A 17196-nucleotide genomic window follows, 5' to 3' on the forward strand; every position below is an offset into this window, starting at 1 on the left:
GGCTGTGGTGGGCGCTGGTATTGACCTTCAGTCCAGTTTCACCAGCACCCTGGAGGGATTCGGCCTGAGCCAGGGCACGGCCCATCTGCTCTGGCTGCCCCTGCCGATGCTGCTGGTGCTGGTGGCGGCCGTCATCGGCGTGTTGGTCAACGTCTGGCTGGAGCGCAAGATCTCAGCCGCCGTGCAGCAGCGGATCGGCCCTGAATACGCCGGCGCCCTCGGGGTGCTGCAGCCGATGGCTGATGGCCTCAAGCTGCTCTTCAAGGAAGACGTCATCCCCCACCGTGCCGACGGGCTGCTGTTCACCCTCGGTCCGGTGCTGGTGCTGGTGCCGGTGATCCTGTCCTGGCTGGTGGTGCCCTTCGGTCAGAACCTGCTTATCAGTGATGTGGGCATCGGCGTGTTCCTCTGGATCGCCCTCAGCAGCATCCAGCCGATCGGTCTGTTGATGAGCGGCTACGCCAGCAACAACAAGTACTCCCTGCTGGGGGGTCTACGGGCCGCGGCCCAGTCGATCAGTTACGAGATCCCCCTGGCCCTGGCGGTGCTGGCGGTCGTGATGATGAGCAACTCGCTCAGCACCGTCGACATCGTCAACCAGCAGAGCGGAGCCGGCATTCTCAGCTGGAACATCTGGCGCCAGCCGGTCGGCTTCCTGATCTTCTGGATCTGCGCCCTGGCCGAGTGCGAACGCCTCCCATTCGACCTTCCAGAGGCGGAAGAGGAGCTCGTTGCCGGCTATCAGACCGAGTACGCCGGCATGAAGTTCGCCCTCTTCTACCTGGGCAGCTACATCAACCTGGTGCTCTCGGCCCTGCTGGTGGCCGTCCTCTATCTCGGCGGCTGGGGTTTCCCCTTTCCGGTGGAGTGGTTGGCTGGCGCCCTGGGCCAGTCGGTCGATGCTCCTCTGGTGCAGGTGATCACCGGTTCCCTGGGCATCGTCATGACGGTGCTCAAGGCCTACCTGCTTGTGTTCATCGCCATCCTGCTGCGCTGGACACTGCCGCGGGTGCGCATCGACCAGCTTCTCGATCTGGGCTGGAAGTTCCTGCTGCCGATCGCCCTGGTCAATCTTCTGGTCACCGCTGGTCTCAAGCTCGCCTTCCCCGCCTTTTTCGGCGGTTGACAGGCCAGCCGGTCATCATGGGACCAGCTCCCAGTTACGGCCCAGCCACTGCTCCAACCCTTCAGCTCCTGTCTACGTTCCTCTCCGACTCCTTCTCCATGTTCGGATTCCTGCAAAAGGTCGGTGACTACACCAAGGACGCCCTTGGCGCGGCCAATTACATCACCCAGGGCCTATCGATCACGTTTGATCATCTGCGCCGCCGGCCGATCACCGTCCAATACCCTTACGAGAAGTTGATTCCCTCGGAGCGTTACCGCGGCAGAATCCACTACGAATTCGATAAGTGTATTTCCTGCGAAGTCTGTGTGCGGGTGTGCCCAATCAACCTGCCAGTGGTTGATTGGGTTATGAACAAAGAGACCAAAAAGAAAGAGCTAAAAAACTACTCCATCGACTTCGGAGTCTGTATTTTCTGCGGTAATTGCGTGGAGTACTGCCCCACCAACTGCCTCTCCATGACTGAGGAATACGAGCTGGCCGCCTTTGACCGCCACAGTCTCAACTACGACAACGTTGCTCTGGGCCGCCTGCCCACCAGCGTCACCAGTGATCCGGCCGTGGTGCCCCTGCGCGAGCTGGCCTACCTGCCCAAGGGTGAGATGGACCCCCATGGGGTCGACCCCTCCAGGCCGAGAGCCGGTCGGCTGCCGGAGCAGGTGCAGGCTGAGATGGCTGCCGCAGCGGCCAAGCCCGCGGAGAACGCCTGATGACGATCGCGTCCGTCACCCAGCTCGTCTGCTTCATTGCCCTCTCCCTAACTCTGGTGCTGGGGTCTCTGGGGGTGGTGCTGCTGCCCAACATCGTGTATTCCGCCTTCCTGCTGGCTGGCGTGTTTCTCTCGGTGGCGGGCCTCTATCTGCTGCTGAATGCCAGTTTCATTGCCGCAGCCCAGGTGCTCGTTTATGTGGGCGCCGTGAATGTGCTGATCCTGTTCGCGATCATGCTCGTGAACAAGAAGGAGGCCATGGCTGAGATACCCGGCCTGCTTCTCCGACGCGTCCTCTCAGGGGTCGTCTGCCTCGGGCTTTTTCTGTTGATCCTGCGGGTCGATCTCACCACTCCATGGGCAGTCCCAGGCCCCACCCCCCTCGGCGACGACTCCACGGTGCTGATCGGGATCCACCTGTTCAGCGACTATCTGCTGCCCTTTGAGCTGGCCTCGGTGCTGCTGCTGATGGCGATGATCGGAGCGATCGTGCTCGCCCGCCGTGATGTGTTCAGCAGCGATGTGATCACGGGCGAAGCTGCGGATCAGGGACTGATCGAAAAAGAGCGCACACCCCTGCTGCTGGAGAGCACAGCCGGCGAGACCAACCTGCTGGAGAAAGTCTGATCATGCCCGCCACTTCCATCGACATTCCGCTGCAGGCCTACCTGGTGCTCGCAGCCATCCTCTTCTGCACCGGGGTCTGGGGTTTGATCAATAGTCGCAACGCCGTGCGCGTGCTGATGAGTATCGAGCTGATGCTCAATGCTGTGAACATCAACCTCATGGCCTTTTCCAGCTACATCGATGGCCAGCAGATTCGTGGGCAAGTCTTTGCCATTTTTGTGATCACGGTTGCGGCCGCCGAAGCTGCAGTGGGCCTGGCGATTCTGCTCTCTCTCTATCGCAACCGCGAAACTGTCGATATGGAGCGCTTCAACCTGTTGCGTTGGTGAACGGTCCCGCCGCTTACTCACTGCTGAGTCCATTCAGGATTCGCGCTTGATTCCATGCAGCTCCAGAGGGTCTGGCTGATCGTTCGCTCAGGAAGCCAGGCCGCCCAGCGTCAGGCTAGCCGCTGCTGTGAAGATCTGCGCTCCCAGGGTGTTCAGGTATCAGTGGCCAGCAGTGGAGCCAGCTTCAATCCCTTTCCAGGCCTGCTGGCCACCGAGCCTTGCCTGCCAGACCTCACTGTGGTGCTGGGTGGGGATGGCACCGTCCTGGGGGCGGCCCGTCACCTCGGCCCGCTGGAGGTGCCGATCCTGAGTTTCAACGTGGGCGGGCACCTCGGCTTCCTCACCCATGAACGCAAGCTGCTGGTGCTCAGCAACACCTCCTCAGACGACAACCTCTGGCAAAGGCTGCGAGATGACCGCTTCGCCCTCGAGCGCCGCATGATGCTGGAGGCCTTCGTTGATCGTGGGGACGGAGTTCCCGAAGGGGATGAGCCGGAAGACCCTGCCAGCGATGGGCCCGCCCGGCTGCACCGTGCGCTCAACGATTTTTATTTCCGCCCTTTCCTCGATGAGCTCTCGCCCACCTGCGTGCTTGAGCTGGAGATCGACGGGGAGGTCGTGGACCAGTTCCGCGGCGATGGTTTGATCATCGCCACCTCCACCGGCTCCACTGGATATGCCATGGCGGCTGGAGGGCCGATTCTCCATCCCGGCATCGATGCCATCGTGGTCAATCCGATCTGCCCGATGAGCCTCTCCAGCCGGCCGGTGGTGGTGCCACCGCGCTCCCAGCTGGCGATCTGGCCCCTGGGTGAGCCGAGCCGTCGGGTGAAGCTCTGGAAGGATGGCGCCCACGCAACGGTGCTCGAGCCGGGCGATCGCTGCGTCGTGCAGCGCTCCGGCCACTGCGCCCTGATGGTGGTGCTGCAGCAGAGCCCCTCCTATTACCGCACCCTCAGCCACAAGCTGCACTGGGCTGGCGACCTCACCTCCTCCGAACCCTCCGCCAACTGAACGGAGCAGCGCCAAGGCCTCGGCCCTGGCAGCAGGATGACCTGGTCGTCTTGGCGGAGTGGATCGGTGGCTCTTGAGATCGAGCGCCGCTTCCTTGTGGGGGGAACCGGGTGGAGAGAGCACATCCTCTGGCGGCAGCACCTTTGCCAGGGCTATCTGCAGACTTCAGCCGATGGGGTCACCGTGCGGGTGCGCCTGGAGGATCGGCGAACCGAGGCGACGGCGACGGCAGGGCAGTTGGTGGTTCAGCCCGATCCGGAGCGTTCAGCGGGCCGCTCGGAGAGTGGTGCCAGGGCGTGGCTGACCCTCAAGGCCACCGTCACCGCCATCACCCGGAAGGAGTTCGAGTATGCGATTCCAGCCGCCGACGCCCGCCAGCTGCTGGGTCTGGCCGCGGCCAGCCTGAGCAAGGAGCGCTATGGGCTTGATCTGCCTGGCGGCGACTGGGTGCTTGATGTATTCGAAGGAGAGAACGCCCCACTGGTGGTGGCGGAGGTGGAGCTGGAGCGGGAGGACCAACCCCTGACGCTGCCGCCCTGGTGCGCTCGGGAGATCACCGGTCGTGGGGAGCTCAGCAATGCGGCCCTGGCCAGACGCCCCTGGAGCCGCTGGTCCGAGGCGGATCGGCAGGATCTGCTGGTGGATAGTCTTTGTAACGACAGCGACATCCGCTAGGATTTCGTTAAGGATTTCTCCTTAATTCCCCCTTCCCCAGCTCCGTCCGTGATCGGCCTCTACGACCACCAAGGCCTGCTCCGCTTCGTCGGCCGCGACAGCGACGATTGCCTCGACTACGCCGATCTGTTCGGGCTCGGACCCGACCTGTACATCCTCCAGTCCCTCACCCCCTCAGTTGAGGTGAACGCCCTGCCGAGGGCCCTATCGGTCTCGACCGCCCAGAGTGTCTGATTGACCAGGGGCGCTGCTCGGATCCTGACCGCTTTGATTTTGGAGCACTGCTGGATTTTGGAGAAATCCTGAGTGCCCGCACCTCCGGCACCTGGTTGAGTAGCGGCTGAAGCCGGAACTCAGCTTTCAGGGCTGGGTAAATTGCAGCAATTGAAACCATCTCGGCAGATCTTGCCGTTGTCCATCGCCCAGTTCAGCAGGGCGACACGATTCTTGGCGCCGGTCTTGGTGAAGATATTGCTGACGTGGTTGTCGACCGTTCGCTTGCTGATCATCAGCTCAAGGGCTATCTCTTGATTGGTCAGGCCCGTCGCTACCCGCTCGATGATTTCCAATTCGCGTTCCGAAAGGCTGGAGCGCAGTTGGATGAGATTGTCTCGATCGGACATCCAGACTCCACACCTCCACGGGCCCACTGTAAGCAGCAGCCGTTGACGCATGATGGGCCCTGAGCGATCCCCTATCCCTTGCTTCTGCGCCAGGCCCTGGAGACCGGTCAGTTCGCCATCACGGCTGAGGTGACCCCGCCGAGGGGAGGCGACCCCAGCCGAACCCTCGCCGTGGCCGCCAAGCTGCGCGGACTGGTCCATGCAGTCAATGTCACTGATGGCAGCAGGGCAGTGATGCGGATGAGCAGCCTCGCCCTCTGCCGCCTGCTCCTTGATGCCGGACTCGAGCCTGTGCTGCAGCTGGCCTGTCGCGACCGTAACCGGATTGCGCTTCAGGCCGATCTGCTCGGAGCCCATGCCCTCGGCATCCGCAATGTGCTCTGCCTCACCGGGGACCCGGTGGGCGCCGGTGATCAGCCAGGCGCCAGGGCCGTCAATGAGCTGGAAGCCGTGCGCCTGCTGCAGTTGGTGGGCCATCTCAACGCTGGTCTCGATCCAGTGGAGGGCCTGCTGCTGGATGGTCCCACGGCCCTGTTCCCAGGGGCTGCGGCAGACCCCCAGTCGACCAGCTGGAGCGGCCTGCGGGCCAGGGTGGCGCGTAAGCAGGCCGCAGGCGCGTGCTTTCTGCAGACCCAGATGGTGATGAATACAGAAGCCCTGCGCCGCTTCTGCGGCGAGATCAGTGAACCACTGGGTCTGCCGGTGCTGGCTGGGGTGTTTCTGCTCAAGTCGGCGCGGAACGCGGCCTTCATCAACCGGGTCGTGCCTGGTGCCTCGATTCCCCAGCCGATCATCGACCGGCTGGCGGCTTCAGCGGATCCGGCGGCCGAGGGTGTGGCGATCGCCGCCGAGCAGGTGCGCTCCTACAGCGCCATTGCCCAGGGTGTTCACCTGATGGCCGTGAAGGCGGAGGAGCGCATCCCCCTGATCCTGGCTGAGGCCGGTGTTTCGGCCCCTGGGGGATCGCTGCCGATGGACGTCAGTTCTCTCCCACACTGAGGGCAAGGTCTGTGCCGAGCAGATCAGCCATCGCCTTCTGCTGGGGCGAAGGCTGCACCACATCCTGGCGGCGCACGTCGGTGATCAGCCAGTCGAGGGAAGCTTCCTGCAGGTCGAAGTGGTCACCGTTGCGATCCACGCAGTAGCGGCCGAACACCAGCTTCTCCACCAGACGTACGCCGGCACCGATGCGGGAGTAATCGAAAATGATCGAGTTGTCGATCGTGGCACCTTCACAGATGTGGCAGCTCGGTCCGATCATCGCCGGCCCCACGATCGTCACCCCAGGATCGATGCGGGTCATGCCCCCCACATAGATGGGCCCGGTCACATTGATCTTGTCCCAGTCGGCGGCCACGTTCAGACCCGTGAAGATCCCAGGCCGCACTTCCCGGCCAGGCACCTGCACCTGACGCACTTCGCCCTTGAGCACGCTGCGGATCGCCTGCCAGTAGTCGGGCACCTTGCCGATGTCCACCCACTCGAAATCCATCGGCAGGGCGTAGAAGGGGGCTCCTGCAGCCACCAGCCGGGGGAAGAGATCGGCACCGATGTCAAAGGGAACGCCGGCAGGGATGTGTTCGAGAACCTCCGGTTCGAAGATGTAGATGCCGGTGTTGATCATGTCGCTGGCGGCCTCCTGGATGGAGGGCTTCTCCTGGAAGCTCAGCACCCGGCTGTCCTGGTCGGTGACCACCACGCCGTAACTGCTCACCTGGTCCTTGGGCACCTGCTTGGTGACCAGGGAGGCCATGGCGCCTTTCTCCTTGTGGCGGCGCACAGCCTCGGTGAGATCGAGATCGATCAGGGCATCGCCGCAGAGAACCACGAAGGTGTCGTCGAAAAATGGTTGAAAGGTCTGGATTTTCTTGAGGCCGCCGGCGGAACCAAGGGCCGCGCCGATCAGTTCGCCGTCTTCAATGCGCCCTTCGAAGCTGTAGGCGATCTCCACACCGAAGCGTTGGCCATCTCTGAAGTAGTTCTCAATCTCCTCGGCCAGGTGTGAAACATTGACCATCACTTCGGTGAACCCGTGCTCACGCAGCAGCTCCAGCAGAAACTCCATAACGGGTTTCTGCAGGATCGGGATCATCGGTTTGGGGATCGTGTGGGTGATGGGCTGCACCCGAGTTCCCTTTCCGGCCGCGAGAATCATGGCCTTCATGGGCACCTGTCCGCTTCTGATCTGACTCTTTTCAGCCTAAACAAGACCCTCAGGCGGCCTGGGCCTGCCGAGCCGGAGACGGAGCTGGCCCCAGTCCCTGAGTCAGGGCGGAGGGCAGCCTGCCCACTCCTTCCAGGCAACCCCTGAGGAAGAGGGGCCCGAACAGATCACCTTCCTGCTGCAGGTCGATCCTGCCCTGGGAGCACAGGAAGAGCAGGGCCCAGAACACCCCCACTCTGTCCTGGTCCAGATCCGCCGGTGCGGCCTCGGCCCAGGCTTCCACCAGCACCTCGAAGTTCACCCAGTCTCTGGCGGCCTGCCACTCCAGGAGGAAGTGGCTGAGGGCGGCGGTGGTTTCGGGCAGTTTCTCGCGGTGGGCCAGGGCCGCCACCTGCTCGATCGCCGCCCGCTCGCTGTAGCGACGTCCGCGTTGTCTGGTTCGCCCGCTCGCTTCCCCCTGCTCCAGCCGCTCGGCGATGTCCTCCAGCTGGCGGATCAGTTCCCCCAGGGTGACGGGGCGCTGCAGCGGCGGTGGAGCCACGGCCCGCCGCAGCAGGTGACGTTCCGGCCGGCGCGGCAGCTGGAAGGAGAGCAGCTCAAAGGAGTCGGCGCCGTCGTCATCGATGCTGAAGGTCTCCAGCTCCGGCTCCGGCGGCAGGGTCTGTTGCTCGAGGATCTCGGCCTTCAGGCTCACCAGCACAGACGCGGCTAGGAACGCCTCGCTGGTGGCGGCCAGATCGCTCTCAAAGCTGCCCCCCTCACCGGGCCGGCTCACCAGCCGGGGGGCGCCGATCCTCTGGCGCAGCTGGTCCAGAAAGCCGTCGACCACGGCAATGACATCGACGTCCCAGGGGTCAATCTCGCCACGCTCGGCGGCGTCCTGCAGCAGGCGAATCGCCAGCCTGGCGCCTGCATCAGCCAAGATCATGCCACGTCTGCCGGAAACGTACCCCGCCTGGGGTCTGAGGGCCAGCCGGGCCCTGGTTCAGACCTAGTCAGGCTGGAGCTCTGGGCTCGGAGCAGAACTCTGACCGGCGGCCGGCAGCAGGCTCAGCTGCGCATCGACAGTGGCCCGGTAGCGCTGGATGTCTGCTTCCAGCTCCTGGATCCGCACCTGCTGGGCCTCCAGCTCGCCCTGCTCCTGTAGCTCCTCCACCTTCTTGACGACGCCGGTCCAGACGGCGAACACCCAGGCGGAGGTGGCACCGATGCCTCCCACCACCAGCATCATCGCCGCCAGGGGCAAGGTGGCGCTCACCCCGGGCAGAAAGTGCACCGTGGTGGCGGTGGTGTTCTCCAGGGTGAACATCACCGTGGCCAGGCCAAAGCTGAAGATCAGCAGGAAGTTCAGCTGACGCATGGTTCGAGACGCTTGATGCGAGGCGAAAGGGTGAAGGCTGGAGCAGGGGGGGGAGGGGCGGTTGGCATCCGCAGAGTTTCGTAACCCCTCGCTCAGGGCAGCAGCGGCGCCACCAACAGGGGCTGATGGGCCTCCACGCCAGGGCTGATCAGGGCCAGGGGAGGGTTCTGACGGATCAGGCCCTGGCGGCCGGCTGGAATCATGCGGGCCATGGAGGCCTCTTCCCGTTGCACTAGGGCCTCGATCGAGGCGCGGTAGCTGTCTGTCATCAGGCGTGGATAGAGACCGATGCCGATGATCGGCACCAGCAGGCAGGAGATGACGTAGATCTCACGCGGTTCGGCGTCGACCAGCTTGGTGTGGGAGGCCAGCTCGGTGTTCTCCTTGCCGAAGAAGATCTCCCGCAGCATCGAGAGCAGGTAGATCGGGGTGAGGATCACCCCTACGGCCGCCAGAACCGCCATCACGATGCGGAAGCTGAGCGAGTAGGCCTCGCTGGTGGCGAAGCCCACGAACACCATCAGCTCCGAGACGAAGCCGCTCATGCCAGGCAGGGCAAGGGAGGCAAGGGAGCAGACCGTCCAGAGGGCGAACATCTTGCGCATCTTCTGGCCCACGCCGCCCATCTCATCGAGCTGGAGGGTGTGGGTGCGGTCGTAGGTGGCCCCCACCAGGAAGAACAGGCTGGCGCCGATCAGTCCATGGCTGACCATCTGCAACATCGCGCCGCTGGTGCCGAGGGCGGAGAAGCTGCCGATACCTATCAGCACGAAGCCCATGTGGCTGATCGAGCTGTAGGCAATCTTGCGCTTGAGGTTGCGCTGGGCGAAGGAGGTGAGCGCCGCGTAAATGATGTTCACCACCCCCAGCACCACCAGCAGGGGGGCGAACTGGGCGTGGGCGTCGGGGAGCAGCTGCACGTTGAAGCGCAGCAGGGCATAGCCCCCCATCTTCAGCAGGATGCCCGCAAGGAGCATGTGTACCGGTGCAGTTGCTTCGCCGTGGGCATCGGGGAGCCAGGTGTGCAGCGGCACAATCGGCAGCTTCACGCCGAAGGCGATCAGCAGACCGGCGTAGGCCAGCAGCTGGAAGCGGGTGCCGAATTCCTTGGCCGCCAGGGTGGTGTATTCGAAGCTGGGAGTGCCACCGCCGTGGAATCCCATCGCCAGGGCCGCCAGCAGGATGAACACCGAGCCACCGGCGGTGTAGAGGATGAATTTGGTGGCGGCGTACTGGCGCTTCTTTGCGCCCCAGATCGCCAGCAGCAGATAGACCGGCAGCAGTTCCAGTTCCCAGGACAGGAAGAACAGGAGCATGTCCTGCACTGCGAAGACGGCGATCTGGCCGCCATCCATGGCCAGAATGAGAAAATAGAACAGGCGTGGCTTGAAGGTGACTGGCCAGGCCGCGAGCACAGCCAGGGCTGTGATGAAACTGGTGAGCAGGATCAGGGGCATCGAGAGCCCGTCGGCCCCCACCGACCAGGCCAGGCCCAGATCAGGCACCCACTCCACCCGCTCGATCAACTGCAGACCGGCCACCGAGGGGTCGTAGCCGTTGAGATAGGCCCCGGCGGTGACCAGGAAGGTGACCAGGGCGACTCCGAGGGCGTACCAGCGGATCGTCTTGCCGTCGCCTGGATCGGGAATGAAGGGGATCAGCAGAGCCGCGGCGATCGGCATCAGGATCGAAACGCTCAGCCAGGGAAAGACGGTGGCGGGTGCGTCGCTCAAGGCACCAAGGGCGCCCGTGGCAACGGCAGGATCGAGCGGCACGGAGGCAGGGATCAGGTCTGGGCGGAGTGTAGAAATACCTGCTGCTCAGGCCGCTCCCAGATAAGGGTTGACACACACAGAGCCTGGTGGTCAGCCGGCCTGGCTCAGAAGCTGCTGAACAGAACCACCAAAGCGATCACGCCGCCGAACACGATCAGGGCATAGAACTGGGCCCGGCCGGTTTCGAAATACTTGAGACCTTCGCCGCTGCCCAGGGTCAACAGGCCGGTGAGGTTCACCACCCCATCCACCACCTTGGCGTCCACTTCCAGCACCTGACGAGCCAGCTTGCGGCTGCCCTGCACGAACAGCTTGTCGTTGAGGTCGTCGAGGTACCACTTGTTGGCCAGGAACGCGTTGATGCTGGGGAAGCGGGCTGCCACCAAGGTGGCCAGATCCAGCTTGTGGAGGGAGTAGGCCAGCACCGCAATGGTGATTCCGGTGATCGAGATCGCCACCGAAGCACCTGCAAGGGGCAGGAATTCAGACCAGGAGAAGTGCTCAGCCATCTCGGCGGCTTCCTTGGGATCAAGCAGGCCGGCGAAGCGGCTGTGCCAAGGGGTTCCCAGCAGGCCGACCAGGGCCGACGGAACCGCCAGCACCGCGAGGGGCAAGGCCATCTGCCAGCCGGACTCGTGGGGGTGGCTGGCGTGGTGACCATGGCTGGCGACATCGCCCTCCCCATCCGACCCCGGGGCGACCTTGCCGGCTTCCTTGAGCAGCTGGGCCTGGACGGCCGCGTCGTTGCCGCGGAACTCGCCCTCGAAGGTAAGGAAGTAAAGCCTGAACATGTAGAAGGCCGTCATGCCGGCGGTGAGAAAGCCCACAACCCACAGGATCGGATAGGTGTTGAAGGCCTGCCCGAGAATCTCGTCCTTGCTCCAGAAGCCTGCCAGTGGCGGAATGCCGCTGATGGCCACACAGCCGATCAGGAAGGTGATCGCCGTCACGGGCATGAACTGACGCAGGCCGCCCATCAGGCGCATGTCCTGGGCCAGCACCGGCTCATGGCCCACCACCTCTTCCATGGCATGGATCACCGAGCCGGAGCCCAGGAAAAGCATCGCCTTGAAGAAGGCGTGGGTCACCAGGTGGAACATGCCGGCGACCGGGGCGCCGCAGCCCATTGCAAGCATCATGTAACCCAGCTGGCTGACGGTGCTGTAAGCCAGTCCCTTCTTCAGGTCCATCTGGGTGAGGGCAATCGAAGCCCCCAGGAAGCAGGTGATCGTGCCGACCACCGCGATCACCAGCTGGACCTGGGGGAAAGGGGCATAGACAGGTTGCAGCCGGGCCACCAGGAACACTCCCGCCGCCACCATCGTGGCGGCATGGATCAGGGCGGAGATGGGGGTTGGACCCTCCATGGCATCGGGCAGCCAAACGTGCAGGGGGAACTGGGCCGACTTGGCCATCGGTCCCATGAACACCAGCAGGCAGAGCAGCACTGCAGCTCCATTGGAAAGGCTGCCGCCTGCCACGGCGTCCGCCAGGCGTGAGCCGATCTCCTCAAAGCCGAAGGCGCCCGTGGCCCAGAACAGCCCGAGAATGCCAAGCAGCAGGCCGAAGTCTCCGACCCGGTTCACCACAAAGGCCTTCTGGGCGGCATTGGCGGCACCGTCACGGTCGTACCAGAAGCCCACCAGCAGGTAGGAGCACATGCCCACCAGCTCCCAGAACACATAGATCTCAAGCAGGTTCGGGCTGATCACCAGGCCCAGCATCGAGCTGCTGAACAGGGCCAGATAGGTGAAAAAGCGCACATAACCCTTGTCGTGGGCCATGTAGCCATCGGAGTACACCATCACCAGCAGGGCGATGGTGGTGACCAGCGAGAGCATCACAGCCCCGAGCGCATCCACCCGGAAGCCCATCTGCAGATTGAAACTGCCCGCGCTGGCCCAGTCGAAGAGCACTTCGGTGGCGGGAGCCCCAGCCAACTGCTCTGCCAGCACGGCGAAGCTGAGCACAGCGGCCGCTCCGACGCAGCTGATCAGGAGCAGGGCCACCGGCTTGCGCAGCCGGTTGACGGTTCGATTGAAGCTGATCAGGCCGAGGCCGGTGATGGCCGCCCCAGCCAGGGGCAGCACGGGGATCAACCAGGCAAGTTCGGCAGCCGACGTCATCCAGCTCAGGGTGCGGGCCATTGGAGTGTAAGCAGCCTGCCCCAGCGGGTTCGGGCTGTGTGTTGGACCGCGATCAGGGGTTTTGACCAGGCACCATCGACGTCCTCAGCCCAGCAACCGACCCAGGGGTCCCGCCAGAAACGCCTCTGCCGCCAGCCCCAGGAAGCGGTGGCTCCACCAGATCAGACCGATGGCGATGGCGATCCCCAGCTGGGCTGGCCGCAGGAATTCCGCCCAGACCAGCTGCTGGCGGCCGTCGAGCACGGCGCGGAAGGGGATCACGGAGGTGCTGGCGCGCAGCTCCTCGAATGCCTCCCCGAAGCGGGCCCGCAGCCGCCGGTCGCCATGCCAGACCGCGAACAGGTGGTGGCCGATCAGGCCCGCGCAGGTGACCAGCATGAAGCTGCTGCCGATCCAGAGCAGGTGGGTGGCGCACCAGAGCACCTGCCCCACCGCCTGGGGATGGCGGCTGATGCGGATGATCCCGCTGGCGTAGAGGCGCACCTGGGGCTTCAGCAATGCCGGGATCTCCAGCAGGTTGTAGGTGGCCGGATAGAGAAAAAGGAAGCTGATGGCCGTGCCCACCCAGACCAGGGGGATCAGCCCGGGGGTGCCCTGGAAGTTCCAGAGCCGTACTCCCTCGTAGCGGTGGGCGATGAAATAGCCCACCACCACCACGGCCGCCGGGATGCTCACGGCCGCGAACAGCAGGCGCCACAGCCGTGCCCCGACGAGCTGTTCAGCTCGGACCCGGAGGGCCGCACCGCCGCTGTGGAGCAAAGCGAACCCCACCAGCAGGGCGAACATCACCAGGCTGGAGCGGTGCTCCGGCGCCATGGCGCCGATTCCGGTGGTGAACAGGGCGAAGCTGGGCGGCGACTGGGCCAAGAAGCCGAAGCGGAAGCGGTGATTCTGGCGGAGGTGTCATTCCATCCCGCCCAGGGATCTCAGGCCCCGGGGTTCACGAGTTTCCCCATTAGAGTTTCCACTCCCAGCCGGAGCAAGGCCCAGGGCCCATCCCATGGCTGATCTGCCTTTCACCCTCGATCAGCTGCGCATCTTGCGCGCCATCTCCAGCGAGGGCAGCTTCAAGAAGGCTGCCGACAGCCTGTACGTCACCCAGCCAGCGGTCAGTCTCCAGATCCAGAACCTGGAGAAGCAGCTTGATGTCTCCCTGTTCGACCGGGGTGGCCGCAAGGCGCAGCTCACCGAAGCCGGCCATCTCCTGCTCAGCTATTGCGACCGGATCCTGAGCCAGTGCCAGGAGGCCTGCCGCGCCCTCGACGACCTACACAATCTGCGCGGTGGCTCGTTGATCGTGGGGGCGAGCCAGACCACGGGCACCTATCTGATGCCCCGCATGATCGGGCTGTTCCGCCAGAAATATCCCGATGTTTCGGTGCAGCTCCAGGTGCATAGCACCCGCCGCACCAGCTGGAGCGTGGCCAACGGTCAGATCGATCTGGCGATCATCGGCGGTGAGTTGCCCAGCGAACTGGTGGATCTGCTGCAGGTGGTGCCTTACACCAACGATGAACTGGTGCTGGTGCTGCCGGTGAAACACCCCTTGGCACGTCTGCCCGAGCTCAACAAGGACGATCTATACCGCCTCGGCTTCGTCTGCCTCGATGCCCAGTCGACCACCCGCAAGATGGTGGATCAGCTGTTGGCGCGCTCTGGTTTGGAGGTGCAGCGCCTCAAGATCGAAATGGAGCTCAACTCCTTCGAGGCGATCAAGAACGCCGTCCAGTCTGGCCTCGGTGCAGCTTTCCTGCCGGTGGTCTCGATCGAGCGCGAACTGGCCACGGGCAGCTTGCACCGCCTGAGCGTCTCCGATCTGCACGTGCGTCGTCAGCTCAAGTTGATCACCCATCCCGCCCGCTATTGCTCCAGGGCCTCAGAGGCCTTCCGCCGCGAAGTTCTGCCGTTGTTCGCCAGTCCCGACAGTCCTCTGCGCCAGCCCGCGGCACGGCCTGCGGCCACTCCGCTTCAGGAGGCTGTGGTCCAGGCGGCCACAGCCTCCTGAAGCGGAGGCCCCGATCAGAACTGGCCGGCTTCGGGTGTGAGCCCGGTGGCGTCGTCGGCGGCGCCGGCAATGCCCCTGGTCTGGAACTTGTTGCCGCTGATATCAGTCTGGTAGACGCATCGCACGACGGGTTTGTCGCGGATCGAGCCGATGTAGGCGAAGGTGTTCATGCGCTGCTTGCACTGGCGCATCTGCTCAGATGTGACGGCGCCCTCTTTCTGGAGCACGCTCCAGTTCTCCCGCCGGATCACGCAGCCCGGCTGCAGGGTGGGCTGGGTCACGAAGCTGCTGCTGGGGTTCATCGTGGTGTACAGCTCCACGTCCATCACGAAGGCGCTGGCCCCCCACTGCTTGCAGAACTCGGGATCTGGAACTGCCAGATCCAGCTGTTGGCTGCTGGCGATGTTGCCCTGGTTGCCGGGAGTGTTGCTCGAGAGGGCCGTGCCGATGCCGATGCCCAGTACCAACACGCCAGCAAGAACGGCGATGGTGCCCACATTCAGCTGAATGGGACTGCCAGCACCTCCGCCCCCGCCGGATCCACCACCGCCTCCCGGGCCACCGTTGCCCCCGCCCCCGCCTTGCTCGGCTGTCCGCCGTCCCCGGGGCGAGCGGTCGTAGGTCTCGTAGGGATCACGTCCCTCTGCTGCCGGGAGGGAGCGGGTTTCGCTGCCTCGCCCATAGCCGCCGCGGGCGGCATCCCCACGGCTGTTGTCGTTCCAGCCGGCGCGTCCACCTCGGTCGTAACGGGAGCGGGTCAAGAGGCCTCCGGCGTGCGGGGCAGGCCCATCGAGTAATTGAGCACGCGCGCTTCGGGGTTGTAGCGCAGCTCGCCGGCCTGGAGCAGCTGGCGGATGAAGCCTTCGAGCTCCGAGCCGATACGGCGCAGGTTGTATTCGCTCAGGTCGTGGCCGGCGCTGGCGGACACCAGCTCCCGGAAGCGCTGCTGGACCTTGCCGAGAACGGGCGCGTCCCAGAGGAATTCGTTGTCGGGATCGAGATCAAGGGTCAGCTGGCTGGGATCAGCGATCAGCTGACCGTCCTCCACCCGGGCGGTGAACACCCGCACATGGCGGGTGGTGGACTTGAGCAGGCTGGCATCGACCATGGTTGGGGGTCGTGGGCAGGCAGGCGCCCCACGTTCCCTGACTTTAGGAACCCCAGCGGCCTCTGGGATGGTGCGAGGGGCGCCGTTGCCAGCGGCAACCCTTTTATGGTTGCTGTTGACTTTTGGTTTTCCCATGCGCGTCGCCATCGCTGGAGCAGGCCTGGCCGGTCTCTCCTGCGCCAAATACCTCAGCGATGCAGGCCACACGCCCGTGGTGGTCGAGGCGCGCGATGTGCTCGGCGGCAAGGTGGCCGCTTGGCAGGACGAGGACGGCGACTGGTACGAAACCGGCCTGCATATTTTCTTCGGGGCTTACCCCAACATGCTGCAGCTCTTCGCCGAGCTGGGCATCGAAGACCGTCTGCAGTGGAAAGACCACGCAATGATCTTCAATCAAAAGGATTCACCAGGCAACTACAGCCGCTTCGACTTCCCCGACCTGCCGGCACCTCTGAATGGCGTGGCAGCGATTCTAGGTAATAACGACATGCTGAGCTGGCCGGAGAAGATCCAGTTTGGCCTGGGGCTTGTGCCGGCGATGTTGCGTGGCCAGAATTATGTTGAAGAGTGCGATAAGTATTCCTGGTCGGAGTGGCTTGAGCTTCACAACATTCCCAAGCGGGTCAATGATGAAGTGTTCATCGCCATGAGCAAGGCTTTGAATTTCATCAACCCTGATGAGATCTCCAGCACGGTCATCCTCACGGCTCTGAACCGGTTTCTACAGGAGAAAAACGGCTCGAAAATGGCTTTCCTTGATGGCAATCCGCCACAGCGACTCTGTGAGCCGATCGTGGAGTGGGTCCGGGCGCGTGGAGGTGAGGTGCACCTCAACAGTCCCCTGCGCCAGATTGAGCTCGCCGAGAACGGCAGCGTTTCCGGCTTTCGTCTGGCCGGCCTGCAGGGGCAGGAGCCCCGCTTGCTGCAGGCTGACGCATACGTGAGTGCCCTGCCGGTGGATCCGCTCAAGCTGCTGCTGCCCGAGCCGTGGAAGCAGCTTCCCTTCTTCGAGAAGCTTGAGGGCCTTCGGGGGGTGCCGGTGATCAACATTCACCTCTGGTTCGACCGCAAGCTCACCGCGATCGATCACCTGCTGTTCAGCCGCTCCGATCTGCTCAGCGTCTACGCCGATATGAGCAACACCTGTCGGGAGTATGCCGATCCCGACCGCTCGATGCTGGAGCTTGTCTTCGCGCCGGCCGAGGAGTGGATCGGCCGCAGCGATGAGGCGATCGTGGAAGCCACCATCGCCGAGCTGCGGCGGCTGTTCCCGGATCACTTCACCGGTGATGACCAGGCCCAGCTCCGCAAGGCACGGGTTGTGAAGACACCGCTCTCCGTCTACAAGACGGTGCCAGGCTGCCAGCAGCTGCGACCGACGCAGGACACGCCGATTGCCAATTTCTTCATGGCCGGTGACTACACCATGCAGCGCTACCTCGCTTCGATGGAGGGTGCTGTGCTGAGCGGCAAGCTCTGCGCTGAGGCCGTCAGCCACAGCCAGGCCATCGCTCCCCTGGCGGTGTGACGGTGC

General features: G+C 64.0%; 19 protein-coding genes. 10 read left to right on the top strand and 9 right to left on the bottom strand.

Annotated features, from left to right (window positions below; genetic code table 11):
• Window positions 1-7: 7 nt before the first annotated feature.
• From nuoH to KBY93_RS08045, 7 genes are all read left to right on the top strand, one after another.
• Complete coding sequence (gene nuoH, locus KBY93_RS08015; protein WP_255093804.1) at window positions 8-1126, top strand: NADH-quinone oxidoreductase subunit NuoH; 1119 nt, start codon at window positions 8-10, stop codon at window positions 1124-1126.
• A 98-nt stretch (window positions 1127-1224) separates the two neighbouring features.
• Window positions 1225-1836 (top strand): NAD(P)H-quinone oxidoreductase subunit I, encoded by a 612-nt coding sequence (gene ndhI / locus KBY93_RS08020; protein ID WP_255093805.1) that lies wholly within the window; start codon window positions 1225-1227, stop codon window positions 1834-1836.
• Window positions 1836-2462, top strand: coding sequence for an NADH-quinone oxidoreductase subunit J (locus KBY93_RS08025; RefSeq protein ID WP_255093772.1), 627 nt, complete (start codon window positions 1836-1838; stop codon window positions 2460-2462). The genes ndhI and KBY93_RS08025 overlap by 1 nt, the downstream gene beginning before the upstream one ends.
• Before the next feature lie 2 nt (window positions 2463-2464).
• Window positions 2465-2791, top strand: a complete 327-nt coding sequence (gene nuoK, locus KBY93_RS08030; protein WP_094555889.1) for an NADH-quinone oxidoreductase subunit NuoK — start codon at window positions 2465-2467, stop codon at window positions 2789-2791.
• Between the two features lie 54 nt (window positions 2792-2845).
• Window positions 2846-3805, top strand: coding sequence for an NAD(+) kinase (locus KBY93_RS08035; protein ID WP_255093773.1), 960 nt, complete (start codon window positions 2846-2848; stop codon window positions 3803-3805).
• Window positions 3806-3871: 66 nt separating this feature from the next.
• On the top strand, window positions 3872-4480 hold the full coding sequence (locus tag KBY93_RS08040; RefSeq protein ID WP_255093806.1) for a CYTH domain-containing protein: 609 nt from the start codon (window positions 3872-3874) through the stop codon (window positions 4478-4480).
• A gap of 48 nt (window positions 4481-4528) precedes the next feature.
• A complete protein-coding gene (locus KBY93_RS08045; RefSeq protein WP_255093774.1) occupies window positions 4529-4714 on the top strand; it encodes a hypothetical protein in 186 nt (61 codons plus the stop codon).
• 119 nt (window positions 4715-4833) lie between these two features.
• Here the strand turns inward: KBY93_RS08045 and KBY93_RS08050 are convergent, their stop codons facing one another.
• The gene (locus tag KBY93_RS08050) at window positions 4834-5103 is read right to left on the bottom strand and encodes a LuxR C-terminal-related transcriptional regulator (protein WP_255093775.1); all 270 of its coding nucleotides are present in this window, start codon (window positions 5101-5103) and stop codon (window positions 4834-4836) included.
• A 78-nt stretch (window positions 5104-5181) separates the two neighbouring features.
• On the opposite strand from KBY93_RS08050, the gene KBY93_RS08055 reads away from it, so the two are divergent.
• Entirely contained in the window at window positions 5182-6102 is a 921-nt protein-coding gene (locus KBY93_RS08055) for a methylenetetrahydrofolate reductase (RefSeq protein ID WP_255093776.1), read from the top strand.
• On the opposite strand, the gene KBY93_RS08060 is transcribed toward KBY93_RS08055, so the two are convergent.
• The 6 genes from KBY93_RS08060 to KBY93_RS08085 all read right to left on the bottom strand — a co-directional run bounded on the left by KBY93_RS08060 (window position 6083) and on the right by KBY93_RS08085 (window position 13365).
• The gene (locus KBY93_RS08060; RefSeq protein WP_255093777.1) at window positions 6083-7267 is read right to left on the bottom strand and encodes an NDP-sugar synthase; all 1185 of its coding nucleotides are present in this window, start codon (window positions 7265-7267) and stop codon (window positions 6083-6085) included. The genes KBY93_RS08055 and KBY93_RS08060 overlap by 20 nt on opposite strands.
• A gap of 49 nt (window positions 7268-7316) precedes the next feature.
• Window positions 7317-8189, bottom strand: a complete 873-nt coding sequence (locus KBY93_RS08065; RefSeq protein ID WP_255093807.1) for a segregation/condensation protein A — start codon at window positions 8187-8189, stop codon at window positions 7317-7319.
• Between the two features lie 69 nt (window positions 8190-8258).
• Window positions 8259-8627 carry a LapA family protein gene (locus KBY93_RS08070; protein WP_255093779.1) on the bottom strand — a complete coding sequence of 123 codons (369 nt, stop codon included), beginning with the start codon at window positions 8625-8627 and terminating at the stop codon, window positions 8259-8261.
• Window positions 8628-8719: 92 nt separating this feature from the next.
• Window positions 8720-10309, bottom strand: coding sequence for an NAD(P)H-quinone oxidoreductase subunit 4 (locus tag KBY93_RS08075; protein ID WP_399222825.1), 1590 nt, complete (start codon window positions 10307-10309; stop codon window positions 8720-8722).
• Window positions 10310-10506: 197 nt separating this feature from the next.
• A complete protein-coding gene (locus KBY93_RS08080) occupies window positions 10507-12528 on the bottom strand; it encodes an NAD(P)H-quinone oxidoreductase subunit 5 (RefSeq protein ID WP_255093808.1) in 2022 nt (673 codons plus the stop codon).
• A gap of 105 nt (window positions 12529-12633) precedes the next feature.
• Window positions 12634-13365 carry an NnrU family protein gene (locus KBY93_RS08085; RefSeq protein WP_255093809.1) on the bottom strand — a complete coding sequence of 244 codons (732 nt, stop codon included), beginning with the start codon at window positions 13363-13365 and terminating at the stop codon, window positions 12634-12636.
• Between the two features lie 184 nt (window positions 13366-13549).
• On the opposite strand from KBY93_RS08085, the gene KBY93_RS08090 reads away from it, so the two are divergent.
• Window positions 13550-14554: a LysR family transcriptional regulator gene (locus KBY93_RS08090; RefSeq protein WP_255093782.1), complete on the top strand. Its 1005-nt coding sequence runs from the start codon at window positions 13550-13552 to the stop codon at window positions 14552-14554.
• Between the two features lie 14 nt (window positions 14555-14568).
• Here KBY93_RS08090 and KBY93_RS08095 read toward each other — a convergent pair whose 3' ends face one another.
• A complete protein-coding gene (locus KBY93_RS08095; RefSeq protein ID WP_255093783.1) occupies window positions 14569-15315 on the bottom strand; it encodes a DUF3172 domain-containing protein in 747 nt (248 codons plus the stop codon).
• On the bottom strand, window positions 15312-15662 hold the full coding sequence (locus tag KBY93_RS08100; protein WP_094555878.1) for an NAD(P)H-quinone oxidoreductase subunit M: 351 nt from the start codon (window positions 15660-15662) through the stop codon (window positions 15312-15314). The genes KBY93_RS08095 and KBY93_RS08100 overlap by 4 nt, the downstream gene beginning before the upstream one ends.
• 133 nt (window positions 15663-15795) lie before the next feature.
• On the opposite strand from KBY93_RS08100, the gene pds reads away from it, so the two are divergent.
• Complete coding sequence (gene pds, locus KBY93_RS08105; protein WP_255093784.1) at window positions 15796-17190, top strand: 15-cis-phytoene desaturase; 1395 nt, start codon at window positions 15796-15798, stop codon at window positions 17188-17190.
• Window positions 17191-17196: the final 6 nt, after the last annotated feature.

The organism is Synechococcus sp. J7-Johnson (assembly GCF_024345795.1).
Classification (GTDB): domain Bacteria; phylum Cyanobacteriota; class Cyanobacteriia; order PCC-6307; family Cyanobiaceae; genus Regnicoccus_A.